Annotated in this window: 10 protein-coding genes; 6 read left to right on the plus strand and 4 right to left on the minus strand. The window is 62.5% G+C overall.

Translation table 11 applies throughout. The features are described from left to right. Nucleotides 1-43: 43 nt before the first annotated feature. Entirely contained in the window at nt 44-4492 is a 4449-nt protein-coding gene (locus L901_RS24720; RefSeq protein WP_082710823.1) for an amino acid adenylation domain-containing protein, read from the minus strand. 81 nt (nt 4493-4573) lie between these two features. Between L901_RS24720 and L901_RS24725 the strand changes: the two genes are divergently transcribed. The 6 genes from L901_RS24725 to L901_RS24750 all read left to right on the plus strand — a co-directional run bounded on the left by L901_RS24725 (nt 4574) and on the right by L901_RS24750 (nt 11966). Next, complete coding sequence (locus L901_RS24725) at nt 4574-5749, plus strand: isochorismate synthase MenF (protein ID WP_059760939.1); 1176 nt, start codon at nt 4574-4576, stop codon at nt 5747-5749. 18 nt (nt 5750-5767) lie between these two features. Beyond that, nucleotides 5768-7393, plus strand: a complete 1626-nt coding sequence (locus L901_RS24730; RefSeq protein ID WP_059760941.1) for a (2,3-dihydroxybenzoyl)adenylate synthase — start codon at nt 5768-5770, stop codon at nt 7391-7393. 95 nt (nt 7394-7488) lie between these two features. Then, a complete protein-coding gene (locus tag L901_RS24735) occupies nt 7489-8358 on the plus strand; it encodes an isochorismatase (protein WP_059760943.1) in 870 nt (289 codons plus the stop codon). Nucleotides 8359-8371: 13 nt separating this feature from the next. Beyond that, nucleotides 8372-9127 (plus strand): 2,3-dihydro-2,3-dihydroxybenzoate dehydrogenase, encoded by a 756-nt coding sequence (dhbA, locus tag L901_RS24740; protein ID WP_059760945.1) that lies wholly within the window; start codon nt 8372-8374, stop codon nt 9125-9127. An 84-nt stretch (nt 9128-9211) separates the two neighbouring features. Further along, nucleotides 9212-9925, plus strand: a complete 714-nt coding sequence (locus L901_RS24745) for a 4'-phosphopantetheinyl transferase (protein ID WP_020811044.1) — start codon at nt 9212-9214, stop codon at nt 9923-9925. A 127-nt stretch (nt 9926-10052) separates the two neighbouring features. Continuing rightward, nucleotides 10053-11966: a PhoX family phosphatase gene (locus L901_RS24750; RefSeq protein ID WP_059760947.1), complete on the plus strand. Its 1914-nt coding sequence runs from the start codon at nt 10053-10055 to the stop codon at nt 11964-11966. A gap of 194 nt (nt 11967-12160) precedes the next feature. Here the strand turns inward: L901_RS24750 and L901_RS24755 are convergent, their stop codons facing one another. The 3 genes from L901_RS24755 to L901_RS24765 form a co-directional block, all read right to left on the minus strand. Then, nucleotides 12161-13465, minus strand: coding sequence for an HlyD family type I secretion periplasmic adaptor subunit (locus tag L901_RS24755; protein ID WP_059761251.1), 1305 nt, complete (start codon nt 13463-13465; stop codon nt 12161-12163). A gap of 2 nt (nt 13466-13467) precedes the next feature. Then, a complete protein-coding gene (locus L901_RS24760) occupies nt 13468-15219 on the minus strand; it encodes a type I secretion system permease/ATPase (protein WP_059760948.1) in 1752 nt (583 codons plus the stop codon). Between the two features lie 107 nt (nt 15220-15326). Continuing rightward, on the minus strand, nt 15327-21257 hold the full coding sequence (locus tag L901_RS24765; RefSeq protein WP_059760950.1) for an Ig-like domain-containing protein: 5931 nt from the start codon (nt 21255-21257) through the stop codon (nt 15327-15329). Nucleotides 21258-21428: the final 171 nt, after the last annotated feature.

Below are 21428 nucleotides of genomic sequence, written 5' to 3' on the forward strand. Positions count from 1 at the left end.
ATTTCCGTTATCGGGCGCGAAGTGCCGCCCGAAATGATTGGGTTCACGCCGCCCGGGCGGCCAGGAGCGAAGTCACCTGCCTGGCGTTGCGGCACCGCAGAAGCTGCTGCGGTGTGAGCTCCACGCCGAAGGCAGTGCGGATTTCAGCCGAGACGGTTTTCAGATGCGAAGGCAGAAGACCGAGCGCCAGCAGGTCGCTGTTCGCATCCACATTCGCCGGTTTTTTACCCAGCACGCCGAGATAGATATCCAGCACCCTACGGTCGCCCTGATCGACGGCGGGAGCAGCAGAGGCGGAGATTTTTGCCGGTTCCGCAGCACCTGTCAGCAATTCGCGGGCGCGACGGCGATCAGGCTTGCCATTGGCCGAGAGCGGCAGATCGTCGACCTTGAGAAACCGGCCGGGCACATGCGATTCCGGCAGATGCTGGCGGGCAAAATTGCGCAGATCGGCGGTCGAGAGTTCAAGGCCCGACGCAACGACGTAAAGCACGCCGATGGCCGCTTCGCCCTTTTGTTCGACGCCGTAATCCACCACCAGAACGCGCTGGATGGAAGGATGGCGGATAAGCTCGTTTTCCACATCCGGCAGCGAAACGCGCACGCCGCGCACCTTGACGTAACCATTGACGCGGCTGGCAAACATGATCTTGCCATCCGGCCGGTAACGGCCCCGGTCTCCGGTGCGGAAGGCGCGCACGGGGTTTCCTTCCGGATCGGCAACCGTCACGAAATCCGTCTGGGTAATCGCGCCATCTTCGAGATAGCCGATAGCGACATTCACGCCGGCCGTATGGATGCGGCCGACGACACCGGCCGGGCAATGGCCACCCTGATCGTTGAGGACGAAATAACGATTGGCGGGCAGCGGGTGGCCATATGGCACAGCCGCCACATCTTCCGCTACGATCTCGTGCCAGATGCTCCAGATCGTCGTTTCAGTCGGCCCGCCGAGCGATATCAGCCGCAGGCCGGGCTTCAATCTGCGAAGCTCTTCGATAATCATCGGCTTGATGTAATCGCCGCCCTGCGCCACGAGCCGCAGCGAGGCAAGCTGGTCGCCACGGCAGCAGGAGAGAAGCATTTCGAGGATGGCCGGCACCGAGCACCAGAGCGTGACGCCATGTTCGGCCACCAGCTCGTTCCAGCGCACCGCATCCTTTTCCTCGCCCGGTTCCGGCAACACCAGGGTCGCGCCGGCGACCAACGCGCCGAAAACATCGAAGACGGACATGTCGTGATGCAGCGGCGTGACGGAGATGAACACGTCGCCATCCGTCACCGCCCATTCCGCAAGCGTGCTGCCAACGACATTGGCCGTGGCGCGGTTGGAAAGCACGACGCATTTCGGTTTGCCCGTCGTGCCGGAGGTATAGAGATAATAGGCAGGCTCCTCGCTTTGGGAGAGCGCCGACACCTCCGCCATGCTAACGGGTGCGCCAGCCGGTGCGGGCGTGGACAGAAGCGCCGCCGGATCGACGGCGTCGAAACCCTGCGGAACGCTCCGGGCGACGATGACGGCCGGGCGGCAATTGGTCAGCAGATAGCGCAGGCGATCTTCCGGCGAGCCGGCATCGACCGGCACCCAGACAGCCCCCATCAGCGCTGCGGCGAGCGTGATGGCCGTATGTTCCGGGCTGCGCGGCAGGCACACGGCCACGACATCGCCCCGGCCGATGCCGCGCGCCCTGAGGCCCGCCATCGCCCCTGCCACCATCTGAGCGAGTTCGCCATAGGCAATACGCCGCTTGCCGCTGACGAGCGCCGTGCGCGACGGGTCGCCCTCGAAAAGATGGCCGGCGATCCGTTCCAGAAATGGCGGGCAGACGAAGTTTCCTTCGTCGCCGTTCAGCCGGTAGTGGGACAGGTCGACAATATCGCGTGCGTTGAAGGAGAAAGCGCCGCTATTGGCGATCCCGGCAATCGCGCGTTCGATGGCGGCGAGAATATCCGCCACCACCGCCGCATCGATCGCCTGCTCGGCATAGTCGATATCGAGGACGAGATCGCCCTGCGGATTCTGCGAAAAGCGGAAATCCAGCGCCACCTGTGGCGTCTGGGTAAGCCCGCCGGTCCATTGCATCGTCGATTTGGATGAAAGCGTCGGCCATGTCAGACCGTTGGTGATCACCACCGGCAAGGCGAGCCCGCCCGGATTGGCATTGAGAAGCACACGATTGAGATCGATACCCGAAAAGGCGAGATGGTTCAGCCCTTCCAGCACATCCGTCTGGAGGCCTGCCGCCCGCTCCGCAAAGCTATTCTTGGCCGCATCCCATTGGACGGCAATGAAGCTGGAGCGGTTGGCGAAGGCGCCTTCCACCTGCGGCGCGACGGGAATGCCGACGACGAGCGCGCCTTCGTTGAGCCAGAGCGAGAGCACATCGAGGATAACGGCCGTCAGCGCCGAATTCTTGAACAGCCGCTCTTTCGCACCGATGCGCGAAAAGGCGGTGAAACGCTGTTTTTCGACAGTCAGGCTCTGGCGGCTGTAACGCGAGGTGGGAATGGTTTCGAGCGGTGCTTTCCACGGCAGTTGCGAAGGCACCTCGGCATCTTTCAACTTTTCAGCCCAATAGGCGGCATCCCCGGCACGGGCCGCCGAGATATCCTCCTTCGGCGTTCCGACCGTAGCGGCGGCTTCCGGCGGCACGACACCATCGAAGAGTTCCGCCGCGAGGCTGGCAATGGCCCGCCCATCAAGGATAAGCGCGTCGAAACGCAGGAAGACCACGACCTTATGCCCCGTCGGCCCTGCATCCGGCGTAAGAAACACCGTGACCTGCCATGGCGAGGCTGCGAGATCGAAATGTGCATGGGAGAAATCCCGTCGCACCGCGCCGATCCTTGCTTCGGCTTGCGGAACAGACATGGCCGAAAGATCGACGAGATCGAGATTGATCTTCGGCTCATCGGAGACCATCTGCACCAGACGTCGCTCGTCGATGCGGGTGCGCAGGCTTTCATGTCTCGCGACCATCGCGGCAAGCCGCGACCGCAGCAGTTCCGGGTCGATATCGCCGCGATATTCGCGAAACTCCTGCATCGCCACGCCGCTCAGCGGCAGATGGGTGCCGCGCCCGAGCAGATAGGCCTGTTGCAGGGGTGAAAGAGGACGCTCCATGGGTTTTCCTTTTGCCTCGGCTGCCGTTTCCGACCGCTGCGCGACCAATCGCTCCACGCTTTCGCAAGCGAGATCTGGGCTTTCCGCGATCTGGCGGAGAAGAGCGGCGTAGGTTTCGAACAAGGCGCGCAGCCAGCGTTCCGGCAGCGCATCGAGCCGCACATCCCAGTTGATCAGCAGACCGCCATCCACCGCCGCCACCTGCGCATCCAGCGCGACCCCCGGCCCCTGCGAGACGGTGTGGACCATCGGACCGAACACCCGCCCGACCCGTTCCGAAAACAGCTCCCCACCCGGAAGATCGACCCCGGCGGTGAAAACCACCGGCGAGGTCTGCAAACCACCGCGCTGGCGGGAGAGATCGCGCATGGCGCTGACGCCCGGATAGGACTGGTGTGCGAGAAGCCCGTTCATCTCATCGAATAGCCTGCCGAGCAGCGCTTCAAGCGTTTCTTCAGGCCTGATGTCGACGCCGAGCACGAGCACGTTGGAAAACTCGCCGACGATCTCATCGACCCCTTGCACCAGCGGCGCGCGCCAGAAACCCGGCACGGAAAGCCGGAATTTTTCCGCCCCCGCCGCCTGCGACAGCGCCAGTGCGAAAACGCCGAGCAGAAGGGTCGACGTCGTCACGGAAAAACGCCGCGCTGTCCGCTCCAGGCTGCTGCGCTCCGCCGCAGAAAGCAGCGTGGCGAGCCGGTCCGTGTGAACGGCGCGCGAGGGGTCATCGGACAGAAACGGCAGCGGCGGAGCGTCCGGAACATCGGCAAGCCGTTGCCGCCACCACAGGCGGTCCCTTTCGCGCAAGCCCCTCAAGTCCGGATCGGACATGAGACGTTCCGCCCAGTCGAAAAACGACGGAGTTACCGGTTCGAAAGTCCGGATTTCGGCTGCGCCTGACGCCGTCTCGTAAAAGCGGGCAAGGTCTTCCATCACGATCCGCACGCTGGCCGGATCGACGGCCAGCATGTCTGTGTCCACATGCAGACGGCAAGGTCCCTCCGGCAACAGGCTGAGCGAGATCGCCGCCGGTGCGGCAATGCGTAAATCGGCCCGGCGATGGCTCCATTCCTCGCGCTTCGCCTCAAGACGGCGTGCAAGCGCCTCCGAATCAAGCGCGGTCATGTCCTCCACATCGAGGCGGAGCGGCCGGCCGGCAGGATCGACGGACTGATGGCCTTCAGCATCGATCCTGAGGCTCAGCATGGGGTGACGCCGGCAGAGCCTTTCCACGGCAACGGCCAGTTTTTCCGCATCCACCGCCTGCCCGTCGAATTCGAGGTAGAGATGCGGCGTAACTTTCCCGAGTATTCCATCCGCCTCGCGGCCGACCCAATAGGCCACCTGCATGGGGGTTAAATTTAGCATGTGAATTTGAACCGGTTGACAAAACATGATTAGCATACTCAAGTATAAACCATCGTCAACCACTCGCACAGGAGGCATCCCATGAAAACGGGAGCACTCAGGACGAATGACGTCGAATCCGACGAAATTACTGAATTTAATAGAGAATTTCTGTTTACTTCCGGCAGCGGGCAATTGCGCGCCAAGGGCATTCGCGAAAAGATAGCGATTCCCGCCCGGGGCGGCGAAGACATTGCCAGCCCGCTGCAGCAGGCACTGGCCGGCGCCTTCGAGCGTGCGCAGCGGGAGGGACAGGAGAACCCCATCGCCATCGGCGCGATCCCCTTCGATGTCAGCGAACCTTCATGCCTGTATATTCCATACAACTATGAATGGAATTCCAAGGGTGCGGAACCGATCGTCGCCGATTCGGCCATGCCCGCCCTTGTCGGCCAGAACAGCCTGCCGGACGAGAGCGGTTTCAAGCACGCCGTCGAACACGCCATCGTCAATTTCCGCCATTCCGAAGTCCGCAAGGCGGTGCTTTCCGTCATGCGTGAACTGACTTTCGCCTCCGAGGTCAATGTCGAAAGATTGCTGGCGAGCCTCGCCAAACAGAACCGCGAAGGTTACCAGTTCCGCATTCCGCTGCCCGATGGCGGCGACCTGATCGGCGTCAGCCCGGAACTTCTGATTCGCAAGCAGGGCGAGAAAATCATCTCGAACCCGCTGGCGGGATCGGCAAAACGCATGGTCGATCCGGCGGCGGACAAGGCCAATGCGGATCGGCTCTCGGCTTCGGAAAAGGACCATTACGAGCATAGCCTCGTCATCGAGGATATCCGCTCGCTGCTTTCGCCGGTCTGCGCGGAACTCGATGTTCCCGAAAAACCCTCCCTCATCAACACGGCGGCACTCTGGCATCTTTCGACCCGCATCGAAGGCCGTCTCGCCGATCCGGAAACCAATGCGCTGCAGCTTGCCTGCCTGCTGCACCCGACGCCAGCCGTCTGCGGCTTCCCCACCGAGCGCGCCCATCGCCTCATCCGCTTCGTCGAGCCTTTCGAGCGCGGCCTCTTCACCGGCATGGTCGGCTGGACGGATTCGCAAGGGAATGGCGAATGGGTGGTGACGATCCGTTGCGGCACCGTGCAGCGGGAAACCGTGCGGCTCTTCGCCGGCGCGGGCATCGTGGAGGCCTCGGAGCCCGAATCCGAATGGGCCGAGGTGCAGACCAAGCTCAAGACCATGCTGAACGCCTGCGGTCTTGCGGCCTAATTTTTCCAGGGACAAACCATGACAATCGAATTCCAACGCTGGCCCGAGGATTTCGTTCGCCGATACCGCGAACGCGGCTACTGGATCGACCGGCCGCTGAGCGGCATTCTCGCCGAACAGGTGGAGCGCCGGCCGGACGCCACAGCGCTGATCTGCGGCGACCGTCGTTTCAGCTATGCCGATCTCGACCGGCAATCCTCCAATCTGGCTGGACATCTCTCCGCCGCAGGCATCGGCAGGGGGGATACGGCGCTGGTGCAATTGCCGAACATAGCCGAGTTCTATCTCGTCTTTTTCGCGCTCGTCAAAATCGGCGCCGCCCCCGTCAACGCGCTTTTCAGCCATCGCCGGCTGGAAATGACCTCCTATGCGGAGCAGATCGCGCCGAAGCTGGTGATCGCCTCGCGCAGCCACGAGCTTTTCGCCGATGACACATTTTTGGAGGCGCTGAAGGCGGCCTCTCCAAAGCTTGCCGTGACCCTGCTGCTCGGCGAAACCGATCCGCAGCGCAGTCTGGAGCAGAAGCTGACAGCCCCGGCCGAAAATCCACCGGCTTACGCCCCTTCGGCGGCCGATGAGGTGGCGCTGTTCCAGCTTTCCGGCGGCAGCACCGGAACGCCGAAACTGATCCCCCGGACGCATAACGACTACGACTACAGCGCCCGGGCCAGCGCGGAGATTTGCGAACTTTCGCCGCAGACCCGTTTCCTCTGCGCCATTCCGGTGGCGCATAATTACCCGATGAGTTCGCCCGGCGCGCTCGGTGTGTTCTACGCCGGCGGTGCGGTGGTCATGGCCGCCAATCCGGAGCCGCTCGCCTGCTTCGATCTGATCGAAAAACACGGCGTCGACATTGTGCCGCTGGTGCCGCCGGCGGTGGCGCTGTGGCTGCAGGCGGCTCCCGCCCATCGCGAACGGCTGAAATCCCTCAAACTCCTGCAAGTCGGGGGCGCAAGCTTCGCCGAAGCGCTCGCCCGCCAGGTGCCGGAGGTGCTGGGCTGCGACCTGCAGCAGGTGTTCGGCATGGCGGAAGGCCTGGTGAACTACACCCGCTTCGGTGACCCCGACCATATCGTCTTCACCACGCAAGGCCGGCCGATCAGCCCGGACGACGAAATCCGCATCGTCGATGAGGACGGCAACGACGTGCCCGAGAGCGAAGCCGGCATGCTGGCGACCCGTGGCCCCTACACGTTCCGGGGCTATTACCGCGCGCCCGAACATAGCGCCCGGGTCTTCGACAAGGACGGCTTCTATTATTCCGGCGATGTCGTGCAGCGCACGCCCGAAGGTTATCTGCGGGTCGTTGGCCGGGTGAAGGACCAGATCAATCGCGGCGGCGAAAAGGTCGCCTCGGAAGAGGTGGAAAACCTGATCCTGCGGCATCCGGACGTCACCCATGCCGCGTTGGTGGCGATGCAGGACGAGCTTCTCGGCGAAAAAAGCTGCGTCTTCGTCGTATCCCGCAATCCCGCGCTCAAGGCGCCGGCCATCCGCCAGCATCTCGCCGGTCTCGGCGTCGCGGATTACAAGCTGCCGGACCGCGTGCGCTTCATCGAGGCCATGCCGCTCACCGCCGTCGGCAAGATCGACAAGAAGCGCCTTCGCGATTTGTTGACAGCCCCCGTCGCCATCAGCGCCTGACACGCAGCGCCAACCGAAAGGGACGCTCAAAAGGGCGTCCCCATTCCAAAGATTACGCGCCGCCCGAGCCGGCGCAGCAAAAAACCGAGGTCATCATGACGATCCCCACCATTTCCGACTATCCGATGCCGGTCGCCGCGAGCTTTCCGGCCAACAAGACAAAATGGCAGCCCGATGCGAAACGCGCCGTGCTTCTCATCCACGACATGCAGCGTTATTTCCTGCGGTTCTACCAGACCGACGGCAAGCTGATGACCACCCTCATCGACAATCTCGCCAAGGTGAAGGCATGGGCCGTTCAGAACGGCGTGCCGGTCATCTATACCGCCCAGCCGCATAACCAGCCGCCGGGCGACCGCGCGCTCCTGAACGACATGTGGGGACCGGGTCTCACCGTCGTCGATCCCGAATTGCAGAAGGTGGTCGACAAGCTCGCGCCGACACCCGACGACGTGGTGCTGACCAAATGGCGCTACAGCGCCTTCCAGCGTTCCGACCTTGCTGAGCGCATGAAAGGCTGGGGCCGAGACCAGATCATCGTCGGCGGCGTTTACGCCCATATCGGCTGCATGATGACGGCGGTGGAAGCCTTCATGAAGGATATTCAGCCCTTCATGATCGGTGACGGCGTCGCCGATTTTTCCGAGGCCGAACACCGCATGGCGCTGCAATATGTGGCGACGCGCTGCGGCGTGGTGATCGACACCGCAAGCCTTGTCGGTGCAGGCGAGGCCACCGGCACCCGCGAATGGCTGAAAGCCCGCGTCCTGCAGATGGTGGAGGATGAAAGCGATATCGACCCCGATGAAAACCTGATCTTCTACGGGCTGGATTCGCTGCAGGTGATGAAGCTTGCCGGCGAATTGAAGGAGCGCGGTGTCACCGTCGGCTTCGATGAGCTTGCCCGTGTGCCGACACTCTCCGCCTGGTGGGCGCTGATCGACGAAAAGCGGCTCGCAGCCTGAGCGGACGGACAAGATGACGCAACAGAGATTTACCGGACGGCGCGTGCTGGTAACGGGCACGGCCCAGGGCATCGGCCGCCGCATCGCCGAACGTTTCATCGAGGAAGGGGCCGAGGTCATCGGCCTCGACCTTCTGGCCGACACAGTGGGGGCCCCCTTCCGCCAGATCGCACTCGACATCACCGATTCGGCGGCAGTGGAGGCGGCCTGCAAGGCGATAGAGAGCGAATGGGGCGGGCTCGATATTCTGGTCAATGCCGCCGGCATCTTGCGGCTCGGCGACAGCGAAAGCCTGACGCCGGCGGACTGGAAAGCCTGCATGGATGTCAACGCCGCCGGGCCGTTCTATATGCTGCGGCAATGGAGCGGCACCTTCAAGCGGCAGCGGCGAGGCGCCATCGTCAATGTCGGCTCCAATGCCGCCGTTGTGCCGCGCATCGGCATGATGGCCTATTGCGCTTCCAAGGCGGCGCTGGTCAGCCTCAGCCATTGCGCCGCCCTCGAGCTTGCGCCTTATGGCGTGCGCTGCAATGTCGTTTCACCTGGCTCCACCGATACGCCGATGCTTGCCGGCATGTTGAGCGATCCTTCCGGCAAGGACCGGCTGGTCGCCGGCCTGCCCGAGCAGTTCAAGCTCGGCATTCCGCTCGGCAAGATCGCGAGGCCGGACGATATCGCCGATACGGTGCTGTTCCTCGCCTCCAATCAGGCAGGCCATGTGACGATGCAGCAGATCGTCGTCGATGGCGGCGCAACGCTTGCGGCCTGAACGGGAGCGGGAGGGCGAAAAGCGTGAGCGGTTTCGCCATCCCGCTCACATCATGATCTAGGCCGCTGGATGAAGGTGACGGACATGGCCATTGCAACGGCGTTTCATCGCAAAGCCGTCTCCGGCGATCCACCGGAGGCCATCTGGCCTTGGCCGGACGACAGCTACGATTGCCATTGCGTCACCCTTCGTTACAGCGCCGATGAGGGTTGCGGCGGCGAGGTCCCTCCCTTGCCGCCGCAGCTTTTACGCGCCCTGCCCAGACGCAAGGCGGAATTCATCGCCGGGCGCAGATGCGCGGCCGAGGCCATCCGCCGCCTCACCGGCCGCTCCACCTTTCCCGGCATGGGTGAGGACCGCGCGCCCCTCTGGCCCGAAGGCGTGATCGGCGCGATTTCCCACAGCCACGAGCGGGCGATTGCCCTTGCCGGCTCTTCCGGGCGGTTCCGCGGCATCGGCATCGATATTGAAAGGCTCCTGACCGAGGAGGAGGCCTGCGATATCGCCACGCAGGCCCTGACGGCGAATGAACGCCACAGCCTCGGCAACGCCATAGACCCCTTCATGACCGGTCTGATTTTTTCGGCCAAGGAAAGCCTGTTCAAGGCGCTTTATCCGACAGTGAAACGGTTTTTCTTTTTCGAGGCGGCGGAATTATCCGGCTTCGACGACAACGGCTCGGCCTCGCTGCGGCTGACCGCCGACATAGGCGGCGAATGGCGCAGAGGAACGGAGATCCCCTTCCGTTTCTGCCGCTTTGACGGCTTTCTCGTCACCCGCATCCTGATCGGGCGCTGACGAAAAAAGCGGCCCCGGCGCAGGGAAAATGACCGTCGATACTGCTCTTTCCGTCATCCGCATGAAATATTGGGACGGTAGGCACCTTGCTGGAATGATTCCAAACAAGCAACGGTGGAGACAGACTATGACCGACATCGATACGAGCAAATTGTCCTGGGACGAGTGGGACGAACTGCAGAACCCGCCGCCGGCCGAAACCGATTTCGACCGCGTTGTCGAAACCGCGATTTCCCGCCGCGGCTTTCTGGGCGGCGTGCTTGCCTTCGGTTCGGCCGCGGCCGCCATGGGCACGCTCGGCAACCTGATGAGCAGCACTTCGGCCGAAGCGCAGGAAGCCGCCATCGGCCGTTTCCCCTTCAAGCCGGTTGCCGCCGCCACCGACAACACCATCCATGTCCCGGAAGGTTATAACTGGAAACCGCTGGCGAAATGGGGCCAGCCGCTGTTCTCCAACGTTCCCGATCTCGACCCCGCCAAGGGCGTCAGCGTTGAAAACTCCGACAAGGTCTTCGGTGAAAACACCGACGGCATGGAACTCTTTGTGGTCGGCAGCCACCAGCTGATCGCCGTCAACCATGAATATGTGAACCCCGAAATCAACCTTCCGCACACTGACAAGGGCAACCCGAAGACGGCCGACGACGTGAAAATCCTGCAGAACATGCAGGGCGTCACCGTCATGGAAGTCGCGGAAGACAAGGACGGCTGGAAGATCGTTCTCGACAGCCCCTTCAACCGCCGTATCCACCACAATACGCCGATGAAGCTTTCCGGCCCGGCCGCCGGTTCCGACCTCGTCAAGACTGCCGCTGACCCGAAGGGCATCGACTGTCTCGGGACCTTCAACAATTGCGGCGCCGGCCGCACGCCCTGGGGCACCTACCTCACCTGCGAAGAAAATTTCAACGGCTATTTCGGCACCACCGACGCCGCCTTCAAGCTGCCTGACGATTACAAGCGTTATGGCATCGTCGCCGAGACCCGTTATGCCTATGAGAAATTCGACGCGCGTTTCGACGTTGCCAAGAACCCCAACGAGCCGCGCCGCGCAGGCTACGTGGTCGAGATCGATCCTTCGGATGCCTCCTCCACCCCGATCAAGCGCACTGCGCTTGGCCGCATCAAGCACGAAAACGCCGCCGTGGTGATCGCCCGTGACGGCCGTGTGGTCGTTTACATGGGTGACGACGAGCGTGGCGAGTTCCTCTATAAATTCGTCTCCAACGGCATTTACGTGCCGGGCGGCGACACCTCGAAGCTGCTCGACGAAGGCACGCTTCACGTCGCCAAATTCGCCGATGACGGCGCCGGCGAGTGGGTGGCTCTCACACCTGAGACCACCGGCATGAAGATCGATGAAATCTGCGTCTTCACCCGTCAGGCCGCTTCCAAGGTGGGCGCGACGACCATGGACCGCCCGGAATGGGTCGCCATCAACCCGGTCGCCATCGAAGCCTATTGCGCGCTGACCAACAACAGCCGCCGCGGCGAAATGAAGGATGGCAAGCTGCGCGCCAATGCCGGCGGCGACGCCATGGCCATCAATGCCGCCAACCCGCGCGAAAAGAACGAATACGGCCAGATCGTGCGCTGGTATCCGGAAAATGACGACCATGCGGACGGCAAGTTCAAGTGGGACCTGTTCTGCATGGCCGGCAACCCTTCAGTTCACAAGGACGCCTTTGCCGGCTCCTCGAACATCAACGAAGGCAACATGTTCAACTCGCCTGATGGCATGATGTTCGACTCGACCGGTCTCCTCTGGATCCAGACCGATGGCGAAGACAGCAATGAAGGCAACTTCGCCGGCCAGGGCAACAACCAGATGCTGGCGGGTGACCCGGCCACCGGCCGTATCGAGCGCTTCCTCACCGCCCCGAAGGGTTCCGAAGTCACCGGCCAGACATGGTCCGGCGACAAGCGCACCCACTTCGTCGGCATCCAGCACCCCGACGCTCCCTTCCCGGATGGCGAAGGCAAGCTGCCGCGCTCGGCCCTCATCGCCATCAAGCGCGATGACAATGTGAAGATCGGCTGATCTCTCGCAAAAGCTCCGGGCCGCGGAAGATCGCGGTCCGGTTCGATAAAAGAAAACGCCGTGCGTTAGGATGCACGGCGTTTTCTTTTGCTTCAATGGAAGGCCGCTTCGAAAGCCGTTCCGGCCTGCCGCAAAACCCATTTCGGCCCGCCCTGTAACACAGGGCGGGCCTAGGCGACCGGCAAGCCGGAAGCTCAAACCTCGCGGAAGCTGCGGTTGGCCTGATCCAGCAGCGGTTTGAGGAAATAGGAAAGCACGCTTCTTTCGCCTGTCGTGATAAAGGCTTCCACCGGCATGCCGGGCATCAAACTGAATTCGCCCAGCCGCTTTATCTGCTCCGGCGAGGTGGCGACGCGCACCACGTAATAGCTGGCGCCTGTTTTTTGATCCACTGTCACGTCAGCCGAAATGCGCTCCACCGTTCCGGTGATTTCCGGCGTCGTTTTTTGATTGAAGGCGGAGAAGCGCAGGTTTGTCGCCTGGCCGTAATAGATCTGGTCGATATCCTGCGGCGCAACCTTGGCCTCCACCACCAGCTTGTCCACCTCCGGCACGATCATCATGATCTGTTCGCCCGGCGCGATGACGCCGCCGACGGTGTGCACGGCCAATTGATGCACCACGCCATCCTGCGGCGCGAGAATATCGACACGTTTCAACTGGTCTTCGGCCGCCACCCGTCGTTCGACATATTCGCCGATGCGGGCGTCCATCTCACGCAGATCGGAACCGACCTCCTCCGACCATTGCTCGTCGATCTGAAGGATTTGCAGCGCGGTTTCGCTTATCTTCGCCTCGACCCCGGCAATGCCCGCCATCAGCCGGCCGATATCGCCGTCAATATCCGTGGCCTGACGCTCCAGCGTGCTGAGGCGGCTTTTTTCCATCAGGCCTCTTTCATGCAGGGAACGAAAGCGGATCAACTCCTCGTCGACCATGCCCTGTTCGCGAAAATTCGCCGCGCGTTCGGCGTCCATGCCGGCGATCTCATCACGAAGCTGCTGCACACGCTGTTCGAGCTGGCGTTTTTTGCTTTCGCGAACAGCCCTGCGGGTTTCGAAAAGACGCTGTTCTGCGTCCAGCATCGCGACGATCTCGGCATCGCCGCTCCGGTCGAGCAAGACCTGCGGGAACACCACCTTGCCGGCCCGGTCGCGCTCGCTCTCCAGCCGCGCCTTACGGGCGATGAATTGATCGAGGCTTTTGACGATGATGGCGAGATTGGCCCGCGTCATCGTCGCATCGATGCGCATGACGACATCCCCGGCCTTCACCCGGTCGCCATCACGCACCATCAATTCGCTGACGACGCCGCCGACCGGATGCTGGACCTTTTTCAGGCTGGTTTCCACCACCAGCGAACCCTGCGCGATGACCGCGCCGACGATCTCGGTGCCAACCGCCCAGCCGCCAAGCAGGCCCGTCAGCGTGAGAAAGCCGAGCCCGCCAACGAGAAGGTGGCTGCGGATCGAGCGTTTGAGTGTCTGCCATTCGTCCATCTTCATGCCTTTCCTGTTTCCACGGCCTGCACGACCTTGAGGGCGCCCGCCGCGCCGCCGACCGGCCGCAGCACCTTGGCGAGAACCTCCTCCTTCGGACCGAAAGCCTGCTGGCGGCCATCGGCGAGCATCAGCACCTTGTCCACGGCCAGAAGCGCGCTTGGGCGGTGGGCGATGATGACGGCTACGCCGCCGCGCTCGCGAATGCCGAGGATCGCCGCCGTCAGCGCATCCTCACCTTCGGAATCCAGGTTGGAATTCGGCTCGTCGAGCACGACGAGGAAAGGGTCGCCATAAAGCGCCCGCGCAAGGGCGATCCTCTGCTTTTGCCCCGCCGATAATTGCCGCCCCGTCTCGCCCACTTCGGTGGAATAACCATCCGGCAGGCTGACGACGAGATCGTGAATGCGCGCCGCGCGCGCCGCCGCGATGATCTTGTCCGAACTTGCCTGCCGGTCGAAGGAGGCGATGTTTTCGGCAATGGTGCCGTCCAGCAATTCGATCGCCTGCGGCATATAACCGATGTGGCGCGCCAGCGCCTCGGCCGGCCATTGCTCCAGCGTCGCACCGTCCAGCCGGACGGAGCCTTTGAGCGGCCGCCACAGGCCGACAAGCAGGCGCGCCAGCGAACTCTTGCCGGAACCGCTCGCCCCGATCACGCCAAGGCCGCTGCCGGCCGAAAGCGTGAAGGCGATATCCTGCAGAACCGGCTCCGCCGTCTCCGGTGGAATGGCGCTGACGCGCTCGACCGACAGCAGCGCCTGCGGCGCGGGCAGGTCCATGCGCATCGCGGCCTCCGGCAGCAACGCCAAAGTTTTTTCAAGCCGGCGGCGGCTTTGCCGGGCGGCGATGAAACCTTTCCAGTTGGCGATGGCGATATCGACCGGCGCAAGCGCCCGCGCGGACAGGATGGAACCGGCAATGATGATGCCGGGCGTCGCCTGCTCGTTGATGACCAGCCAGGCCCCGACGGCCAGAATGCCGGATTGCAGAACCATGCGCAGCACCTTGCTCGCCACGCCGAAGCCGGAAGCGATATCGCTTGCGGAGCGCTGCTCGCGCACATAAGCGCGATTATCCGCCTGCCAGCGATCCCGTAGCGGCGCGCCCATGCCCATGACGGCGATGATATCGGCGTTGCGGCGGGTGGCTTCGATCAACCTGTTGCGCCGGGAAGCATGTTGTGCGGCCTCTTCCACGGGACGCTTGGAGACCAGCTCGGTCATCAGCGTGAACACGGTGAGAATGACGGCGCCGGCAAGCGCCGTGACGCCGAGCCAGAAATGGAATGCGAAGCAGATGGCAATGTAAAAAGGCAGCCAGGGCAGGTCGAACAGCGCGGTCGGCCCGCTTCCCGACAGGAAAGAGCGGATCGTGTCGAGATCGCGAAGCGGCTGCGCCTGACGGCCGCTCACCGGCATGCGCAATTGCAGGCCAATCACCGCATCGTAAACCCGGGAGGACAAAAGCTGATCGAGCCGATCGGCGATGCGCACCAGCAAACGCCCGCGCACCGCATCGAAAAGCCCCTGAAACGCATAAAGCACCACCACGATGGCGAACAGCGCCACCAGTGTCGGCAGGCTGCGGCTCGGCAGGACGCGGTCATAGACCTCCATCATGAACAGCGAGCCGGTGAGATAAAGAATATTGACCAGAGCGCTCATCAGGCCGATGCCGATGAAAGCACCGGCGCAGCCGGCGAAAACGCCCTTGACCTGGCGAACATTATTATTGGCGGAACGATAACGCATTTTACTATCCGTTGAGATCGTGGCGGCGGCAACCGGCGATGACACGCCCGTGACAACCGCCCGCGAACGAGAAAAGGGCGCATCCCGGAGGATGCGCCCTTTGCGGTTCAGGCGAAGCGGAAGTCGTCGATGACGAACTGCTCGGTCTTCACGCCATCGAAGGTGACAGTCGAGCCGTCCTTGAAGGCGATCTCCGCGCCGTTTTCACCGTCGGTGAAGGCGCCGGAGGCGATCAGCGACTGATAGTCGGCAAAGACATCCTTGGAGAGCATGACGACATCCTTGCCGTCTGCGCCGGCCTGGAAGTCCGTCACCACATCCCGGCCGGTGCCGGCCGTAAAGACGAAGGTATCCGCGCCGCTGCCGCCGGTCAGCACATCGTTGCCCGAGCCGCCGGCCAGCACGTCGTTGCCAGACCCGCCGCTCATCTCGTCATTGCCGCCGTCGCCGTAAAGCACGTCGATACCTGCTCCGCCCATCAGCACGTCATTGCCTTCGCCGCCATAGACATCGTCGTGGCCGTCGCCGGCGATAACCCGGTCATTGCCGTCGCCGGCATCCACCATGTCGTTGCCGCCGCCGGCAGACAGCCTGTCATCGCCGGCGCCGCCTTCGATCATATCCTTGCCGCCGGTTGCGATCAGCACGTCATCGCCATCGCCGCCTTCGACAATGTTATATTCGGTATAACCATCCACGGTGACGGTGGTGGCGCCCGTCGATTCACCGCCATTGGCGTCGCGCACGGTATAGGTGAGCGAGACGGTTGCCTGCTCATAATCTTCCAGCTTAGCAAAGGCCGAGGAGGGATCGACCACGAGCTTGCCGTCCACCACGGAGAAGGCTGCCGCCGCCTGCTCCTTCGTCAGGGCAAGACCGGCCACGGCCGTCACCGCAACGCCGACCAGGGTCAGGCGGTCACCTTCGACATCGGTGTCATTGGCCACGAGATCGAAGACGCCGCGATCCTTTTCTCCCACGCTAACCGCATCGGCGACCGTGACCGGCGCGTCGTTGACCGGCTTGATGGTGACGGTGACGATGCTCTCCGTCACCTCGCCCTTGCCGTCGGAAACGACGACGGTGAAGCTGCCGGTTCCGTTGACATTCTCATTGGGCGTATAGGTCCACTCGCCGGTTTCCGCATCGATCCGGGCGGCGCCGTTGACGGCATCGCCCTTCAGGGCGAAGGCGAGCCTGTCGCCGTCGATATCGGCGGCGACGAGCTTGCCGCTGACGGCCTTGTCCTCATCCGTTACGACAGCGGCGGCCGAGACGACGGGCGCATCGTTGACCGGCTTGACCGTGAAGGCGGCCGTCGCTTCGCTGGAGCCGCCGCGGCCATCGGCGATACTGTAGCGGAAGGCCGCCTCACCGTTAAAATCGGCCGCAAGCGTGAAGCGGATGCCGGTTTCCTCCAGCACCGCCATGCCGCCGACCGGCCCCGAGACGCCGGTGACCGTCAGGCCGTCGAGATCGGCGTCGCGGTCGTTGCCGAGCAGAGTGGCAAAGGTGATGAGGACGGACGGCGCGTCCTCGTTCACCGCCGCCAGCCGATCATTCGCTGCCGCCGGGCCGCGATTGACGAGAGCCTTGACGATATCGTCGCGGTTCAAAACCTTGCCATCTGCGAAAGACAGCCTTTCGATGCCGCCATCGGCAAGCTGGTTGCGCAAAGTCAGCTTTTCGCCATCCGCCAGCTCGATTTCCACGGACTGGCCGTATTTGCGCAGCACCGCTTCGCTTCTGGTGATATCGTGCAGCGACAGCCGGTCGATTGCGCCGGAGGCCGAGGCCGTCTCGAGGATCTCGTCGGAACCGTCGCCGCGTCCATAACGATATCTGTCCGAGCCATCGCCGCCGATCAAGAGGTCATTGCCCTTGCCGCCCTCGATGAAATCGTCGCCGAGGCCGCCGGAGATCATATCGTTGCCGGCATCGCCCCACAGTTCGTCATTGCCGGCGCCGCCGGACAACGCGTCATTGCCCGTACCGCCCGAGAGCGCATCGTCACCCTCGCCGCCATCCAGACGGTCGTTGCCGCCAAAACCCTGAAGCTCGTCATTGCCGCCGTGGCCGAGGATGGTCTCGTCGGCGGCTGTGCCGAGGAGCATGTCGTGGCCGGCCGTGCCGGTCAGGGTCTTGCCCGCGTCGAGACCGGATTTAAGATCGACAACGGTGAGATTATCGAAGGTCAGGCCGGCATTGCCCCAGGAATAAAGGCCGAAGGTGCCTGCATCGAGTCCCCGGTCACCGATCGGATAGGCAAACAGCGCCTCGTCATTGAGGAAGGCGGTGATCTTGTCGCCGACGATTTCGGCGCGAAGCTTCATCGCCTGACCCGACTCGTATTTGCCCGGCACCTGCGCCAGAATTTCCTCGATACCGTTCTTCATGCGCACAAGGTTGAAGATGCTGCCGGCGCCATTGCCGGGTTTACGGTCGAGAATGCCGTCGGCATCCAGTTCCAGCTTGTAGTAGTTTTTGCTGTCCTTGTAGCGGAACAGGAAACCGAGGCCGTCCTTGTCCGGTGTCTGGAACGTCGCCTCTATGGCATAATCCGTCCATGCAAGCGCCGCCGGATCGTTGAACAGGGCGTAGGTGCCGAGACGCAGCACGTTGACACCGTCGCCCATCGGGCTCCATCCGCGCTTGTAATAGTCGGGAGCGGTTGCACCGGTCCAGGTCAGTTCACGGCTTGCAAGTTCCGTCGTCTGGAGCAGCTTGCCGTTGGAGATCAACCATTCGGAGGTCTTGCCATCCGCTCCGATACCGCCGAATTCACCCTCGTCGACGATCTTGAAGCGAGCCATCGCCTCGGCCGACGAAAAATCCTCGGCGACGAGGATTTTCGTCCGGTCCACGACCGTGACGTCGATGCGATCCGTCGAAACGGAACCATTGGCAGCCGTAACCTTAAGCAGCAGCTTGTTAACGCCCGTATCGAGAGCGACATCGACCTTCTTGCCGGTTGCGACGACATTGCCCTTGAGGTCCGTCCAGACGAAGCCGGTCAATTGCTCCGGCCCGAAAGAACCCGACGCGTCGAGCGTGACGGACGCCTTGCCGTCGCCATCGACGTCATAGGCTCTCTGGTCGATGCCCGCTTTCGCGGTCGTGACGGCGCGGGTGACGACAATATCGTCAAAGACCGAAGCCCGCTGGCCGCTGGAATAGACGCCGACAGTGCCGCCGGAAAGCGGAGCGTTCGCATCCATGACAGGGCCGCCGAAGACGTTCTTGTCGCCGAGGAAGACGTTGATGGCGCCGCCGACCACAGCAACGGTCAGCGGAATCTCCATATTGTAAGGCGTGCCTTCGTTGACCTCGGCAAGCAGGGTCGCTTTGCCGTCGGCGACCTTGACGAGCTGGCGACGGTTCGTTTCGCCGTCCATGGCGAAACGGTAATAGTTGTTCGCGTCCTTATAGTAGAAGTAGACGCCCATCGCATCGTTATCGAGCTGCGTCAGCGTCGCCTCGAATACGTAGTCGCTCCATGTCGCCGACTGAGCGCCGATATAGACGAGTTTGTTGCCGGTAGCATCGCTCTGGTCGAAAAGTGCTGCCTCGGGGGCGGCAAGACCGGCGGTCGCTGTCGGACGGGAAAACACCGTGCCCTTCAGCAGGAAGCGGCCGGTATTGCCATCGGCAGCGCCGAAATCGGTGGCCCAGCCCTCGGCCTTGCCATCGTTGAAGTTTTCAATGAGCAGGGTGCGGTCGCCGCGCACCAGAACATCGATCTTATCGCTGGTCTTGATACCGTTCACATCCGTGGCGGTCAGCGTCAGCTTGTGCTTGCCGAGAGCGAGATCGGCCACCGCTTCCTTGCCTTCGGCAACGATATCGCCATTCCTGTCGGTCCAGACGAAGCTTTGAATGTCGCCTGCCCGCAGGGATTTCGCGCCGGACAGGGCTACACTGGCGGAAGACGCGCCGGCAACGGCATCGGCGAGGATATCGTCGCCGGCCTCGGCCATGGCGCGCGCCTTGCCCTTGCCGACGTAGACATTCTCGAACACTTCCTGATGGCCGCGATAATAACCGGTGAGACCGTCGCGGTCGAGTTCCGGCTTGGTGCGGTAACCGTCGAGATAGTCGTCGAAGGCGGTGAAATAGGTTTCGGTGGTGATGCGGTTATTGTCCGGATCGATGGTGATCAGGCGCATTGCGCCGTTGCCGCCATTATTGCCGCGGGATTCGATGCCGTTGCCGGTGATTTCACGCGACACGCCGTTCTGGTAGTTGACCAGGAACTGGAAGACGGGCTCACCATACTGGTTGTAGGTGATGTCGGTTTCCGCGCCGTCGCCGAAAATATGGCCGGAGAAGGTCATGACGATGTTTGGATAACGCGACAGCAGGGCGCGCGCGACATATTCGCCGTCATTCGCGCCGCGCTGATCGGTGCGCATGCCATAGTCGTAACCCGCGCCTTCGTCGTAAAGCGGCAGGGCCAGATTGTCCTGACGCGTCGCATAGCTCGTCAGCGAATGGGTGGCGAGCATGACGCGGTGATCGGGGAATTTCTCGATGACATCGCCTGCCCAGCGGATCACGTCGTCGCGCGGGCCGAATTCGAGCGAGATGGACAGCCATTTGGTGCCATCAGGCGCGGTAAAGGTGCTGTAGGTGTTGCGCGCGGCGGCCTGTTCCTGATCGTAGGCGCCGCCGAAGACACCGGGATTGGTCGCGGCCTGCTTTTCCGCCGAGAAGCGCCGGTCCAGTTCGACCGAGCTATGGTCGGCGGCAGTTCCGCCATTCGCCTGATCGTGGTTGCCGGGCAGCAGCGCGTAAGGCACCTTGCCGTCGAGCTTGCGCAGCGCCGGTTCGGCTATGTCCCATTCGGTGGGTTTATTATTCTGGGTAATATCACCGACATGGCTCATGAAGACGATTTTGTGGCTATCGCGATTGTCGACCAGCCATTGCGTCATCTGGCCGAACAGGTGCTTGATGCCGTCATTGGAGGTATAGTCCTGCGTGTCGGGGAAGACGGCAATGGTATAGGCGTTCGGACCGGCGACGCGCACGCGGAAATCATCCGTGATGCTCTTGCCGGCGCTGTCGGTGGCCGTCACGCGGATATCGGAATGGCCGAGAGCCGCAAAATCGAGCACCAGCTTGTTGCCGTCCTTCAGCACCGCGCTGACCGTCTCGTTCTTGCTGTTCTGGACGGTGAAGGTGAGCTTTTCACCGGAGAAATGCTTCGACAGGTCAATCGTCGCATTGGCCGCATCCGGCGTCACCATCATGTCCTTGATGGCGGAGGTCTTGACGACAGCGACCGGATCGACGGCGGGTTTTTCACCGATGGCGAGAATGCCGGCCTGGGCCGGAGTCTTGAATTCAAGTGTTGTGCCGCTGCCGGTAACTTTGCCGGAACCCATGACCGGCGCGGCCGAACCCTGGGCAAAGCCGACTTCGAGGACACCGACCTTTTCGGCCTCGGACTTCATCTCGACCGGCAAAATGCCGGAGGCCTTGGCCTCGCCGAGATAGGACATTTCCTCGCTTGTCAAAACCTGTTTGAGGAACAGGAAATTGCTGAGATAGCCGGGCGAGGTCTCGCCGTCCTCATCGGAGAAGATCAGGAAGCCCTTGGAAATGTCGATGGCGAAGCGGCCAGCGCTGGATGCGGCAATCTTCTGGTCGGCGATAAATTCGCCGTTAATGTACTTCTTCATCGAAACCGCGCCGCTGGCGTCCGTTTCAATGGTCAGACCGATACGGTTCCAGGCGTCCAGCTTGGCCGTGCCGCGATAATCGCTGCTGATGCCGAGGCCATAGCTGTCACCGCTTGCCTTGCCGAAAATATCGCCGTCGCTGAGGTTGGTAAGGTCGGTCTGCAGCAGGGGCATCCAGCCGGTGGAATCGTTTTTCGGGAAATAAACGTCGTAGACGAGGCTGTAGGAGGTCGCCATGCCGGTACCGTTCGGCGAAACGAGAATGCCCTGATTTTGCGACAGGCGTGGAATGGTCAGCAGCCAGTCGGAAGAGGTTTCGATGGGATTGGCGATCGAGTTTTGGGTGGTCGTCATCTCTTTGGCCTTTTTAACGTGAAACGGGGTGGCCGAAGGGGCCATGGGCGGCACGATTAGAGGCCGGGACTAACGCCCCGATGACGAATTCCTAACAAATCGTAAACGCGCCATAGCGATTTCCGATGTCGCCCATCGGTTTTGTCACGGGGTTAATGAAGTTCTCCCGCT

Origin of the sequence: Agrobacterium sp. D14, from assembly GCF_001526505.1 — a bacterium.
GTDB classification, from domain to species: domain Bacteria; phylum Pseudomonadota; class Alphaproteobacteria; order Rhizobiales; family Rhizobiaceae; genus Agrobacterium; species Agrobacterium leguminum.

What these genes read in the sequence shown, in the direction of transcription:
- L901_RS24720 (WP_082710823.1), bottom strand. Translation starts at nt 4,492, where the DNA reads ATGCTAAATTTAACCCCCATGCAGGTGGCCTATTGGGTCGGCCGCGAG.
- L901_RS24725 (WP_059760939.1), top strand. Translation starts at nt 4,574, where the DNA reads ATGAAAACGGGAGCACTCAGGACGAATGACGTCGAATCCGACGAAATT.
- L901_RS24730 (WP_059760941.1), top strand. Translation starts at nt 5,768, where the DNA reads ATGACAATCGAATTCCAACGCTGGCCCGAGGATTTCGTTCGCCGATAC.
- L901_RS24735 (WP_059760943.1), top strand. Translation starts at nt 7,489, where the DNA reads ATGACGATCCCCACCATTTCCGACTATCCGATGCCGGTCGCCGCGAGC.
- dhbA (WP_059760945.1), top strand. Translation starts at nt 8,372, where the DNA reads ATGACGCAACAGAGATTTACCGGACGGCGCGTGCTGGTAACGGGCACG.
- L901_RS24745 (WP_020811044.1), top strand. Translation starts at nt 9,212, where the DNA reads ATGGCCATTGCAACGGCGTTTCATCGCAAAGCCGTCTCCGGCGATCCA.
- L901_RS24750 (WP_059760947.1), top strand. Translation starts at nt 10,053, where the DNA reads ATGACCGACATCGATACGAGCAAATTGTCCTGGGACGAGTGGGACGAA.
- L901_RS24755 (WP_059761251.1), bottom strand. Translation starts at nt 13,465, where the DNA reads ATGGACGAATGGCAGACACTCAAACGCTCGATCCGCAGCCACCTTCTC.
- L901_RS24760 (WP_059760948.1), bottom strand. Translation starts at nt 15,219, where the DNA reads ATGCGTTATCGTTCCGCCAATAATAATGTTCGCCAGGTCAAGGGCGTT.
- L901_RS24765 (WP_059760950.1), bottom strand. Translation starts at nt 21,257, where the DNA reads ATGACGACCACCCAAAACTCGATCGCCAATCCCATCGAAACCTCTTCC.